Here is a 2,796-nt window from a genome sequence, read left to right as displayed (position 1 = left end):
CTGCCACGCCCCGGGCGCGCGCTACCACGACCGGCTCGACAAGGTCGCCACGCGCAGCGAGGCCGACCTGGTCCGCTGGGTGCGCAACCCCGAGCAGTTCCTCCCCGGCACGCCCATGCCCACCTACGCGGAGTTGATTGACGAGAAGACCGCGCGCGCACTGGTGCGCTGGGTGAAGGCGGGCGGCCTGGCCTCGCTTCCCTCCCCCCCGCGCTAAGCCGCGCCCCCAGCGCACACGAAAAGACGTCCCGGAAATGACCGAGGAAAACCCCTGCTGGCGTATCCCGTCTGGAAGTTCTCAGCGGGCACCTCGTCGAGGCACTCGCTGGGCGCGTACCACCCCGGTGCCAACCGGCCCCAGCCCCGGGGTGGTGCGTGAGACTTCCCACCTCACCGTCGGCTGGCTCGCCAGCGTCTGCGGCTACGGGGACGGCTGCACCCGCGCCGCCGCTCGCGTACGGTGCGCCGCATGACGGAGTGCCTCCTCAACGTCGACCTGGGCGAGCTTCCCGGTGAAGACGAACAGCTCTACGCATTGGCCCATGTGGCGAACATCGCTTGCGGCGGGCATGCCGGAAACGATGGGTCCATGCGCCGAGCGCTGGCGCTGTGCGAGCGGCACGGCACGCGCGCGGGCGCGCACCCATCCTACGAGGACCGCGAGGGCTTTGGCCGCCGCGCGCTCGACGTCACGCCGGAGCACCTCCAAGCGCAAGTGGCCGCGCAGTGCGGCCGGCTCGCGAAGCTGGCGGCGGACCGTCAGCTGCCCGTGACGTACGCCAAGCCTCACGGCGCCCTGTACCACGCGGCGAATGCCACACCGGCCCTGGCCCGCGCGGTGGTGGCGGGCGTGGTGGAGGCGCTGGGGACCGCCGTCACCTTCATGGGCCCCGGCACGGGCGCGCTGCATGACGCGGCCCTGGCGGCGGGACTGGCCTACGCCCGCGAAGGCTTCGCGGACCGGGGCACTCGGCCAGACGGCTCGCTGATTCCCCGAGGGCAGCCCGGCGCGGTGCTGACCGACCACGCCCAGGCGCGGGCCAACACCGTGCGCCTGGCCACCAGCGGCATCGTGGACACCGTCTGCGTTCATGGCGACACGCCCGGCGCGGTGGCGCTGGCGCGCGAGGTCCGCGCCACCTTGGACGCGCTCGCGCTCCGCTCCGAGCCCCTGGGCGACGGCGCCCTGCGACTGGTCCTCCCCGTGGAGCTGGAGCGACGCGCCACGCGCGAGGCGCTCTGTGCCATGCCCGGTGTCCTCGACGTCGTCATCACCGAGGAACACGCCTGCGTGTACTTCGCCCCGGAGGCCCCCCCCGAGGAGCCTCGACTCGCGCTGGCCCGGTTGCTGCGCATTCCAGCGCCGGGGGCAGGACGGCCCCTCACGACCATCTCCGTGCGCTACGACGGGCAGGACTTGCGCGCGGTGGCGGAGCGCGCGGGCCTCACCGAGGACGAGGTGGCGCGGCGTCACACGGCGCGCGAATACACGGTGCGCTGCGTGGGCTTCCTCCCTGGGTTCGCCTACCTGGGCGAAGTCGACCTGAGCATCGCGGTCCCCCGGCTGGCCACGCCCCGTACGCGAGTGCCCGCCCTGGCGGTGGGAATCGCCGGTGGGCGCACGGGGGTGTATCCCTTCGCGTCGCCGGGAGGCTGGAACCTCATCGGCACCGCGCTGGACTTCACCGCCTTCACGCCCGAGCAGGGTTCGGTGCTTCAGCTCGGGGACCGGGTGCGCTTCGAGCGGGTGGACCGATGACGGGCTGGCTGGACATCACGGGCGTGGGTGCGCCTCTCACGGTGCAGGACGCGGGACGGCCCGGGAAGATGCACCACGGCGTGCCTCCGGGCGGACCGCTGGTTCCGGAGCTGCTCGCCGTGGCCAACCTCGCCGTGGGCAACGCAAGTGGAGCGGCGGCGCTGGAAGCCTTCGGCCCGTTGGAGCTGCGCGCCCGCGGCCGAAGTGTCGGCGTGTCCGTGGACGGACGCGCCTTCACGGTGGCGGACGGAGCGCGCCTCACCGTCCCCGCGCCCGAGTCGACGAGCGTTCGCTATGTCGCGGTGGATGGCGGGCTGGCGGTGCCGGAGGTGCTGGGAGGACACGGCACGCTGCTGGTCGCACGCCTGGGCGGGCACGAAGGCCGCCTACTGCGTTCGGGAGACAGCCTGCCCCTGGGTGACGCGAACCCGCGCGCCGAGACGCGAGCGCCCGGTGCGGAACTGGATGCCGCGGCGCCCATCCGCGTGACGCTCGGACCGGACAACCGCCGCTTCGATCCAGCAACCGTGGCCACCCTGCTGTCGGGCGCCTTCACCGTGTCCGCTGCCACCGACCGCGTGGGGATGCGGCTCCAGGGGCCAGCGCTCACCCATGGCGACGAAGGCACGGGCACGTCGCGCCCCATGGTTCGTGGAGCCATCCAGGTCACGCTGTCAGGAACGCCCATCGTGCTGGGCCCTGACCATCCGACGACGGGCGGCTATCCGCTCATCGCGACGGTCATTCGCGCGGATTGGGGCCGGCTGTGCGCCCGCCGCCCAGGAGCCGCTGTCCGGTTTCAGGAGGTGAGCCTCGACGAGGCACGGGCAGCGTGGCGCCAGCACGCGGAGCGCTTCGGCCTGACCGTCCGCCATTCCACATGAGCAACCGCGCGGGATGTGGCGCATTGCTGCCTCCCCAAGTGGAACCCCACCTGAAACAGCGTGTCCAGGCATTCCTACCTCAGGGGTCCGACATGCCCTCGGGGGCAGGGCGTAAATCTTTTCCCGTTTTCCACCGATAATACGGGAATGAAG

The 2,796-nt window shown here is 72.4% G+C and carries 3 protein-coding genes; all 3 read left to right on the top strand.

Translation table 11 applies throughout. The features are described from left to right. Nucleotides 1–217, top strand: a 217-nt coding sequence (locus G4D87_RS36310) for a c-type cytochrome (protein ID WP_371928654.1), incomplete at its 5' end; no start/stop codon positions are given. A 252-nt stretch (nucleotides 218–469) separates the two neighbouring features. Further along, nucleotides 470–1,759, top strand: coding sequence for a LamB/YcsF family protein (locus G4D87_RS36305; RefSeq protein ID WP_205507863.1), 1,290 nt, complete (start codon nucleotides 470–472; stop codon nucleotides 1,757–1,759). Next, complete coding sequence (locus G4D87_RS36300) at nucleotides 1,756–2,643, top strand: 5-oxoprolinase subunit C family protein (RefSeq protein WP_163787375.1); 888 nt, start codon at nucleotides 1,756–1,758, stop codon at nucleotides 2,641–2,643. Before G4D87_RS36305 ends, G4D87_RS36300 begins: the two co-directional genes overlap by 4 nt. Nucleotides 2,644–2,796: the final 153 nt, after the last annotated feature.

This window comes from Myxococcus vastator (genome assembly GCF_010894475.1).
In the GTDB taxonomy this organism is placed as follows: domain Bacteria; phylum Myxococcota; class Myxococcia; order Myxococcales; family Myxococcaceae; genus Myxococcus; species Myxococcus vastator.
The sequence above is the reverse complement of the archived record's forward strand: the minus strand, read 5'-3'. Positions and strand labels throughout refer to the sequence as shown.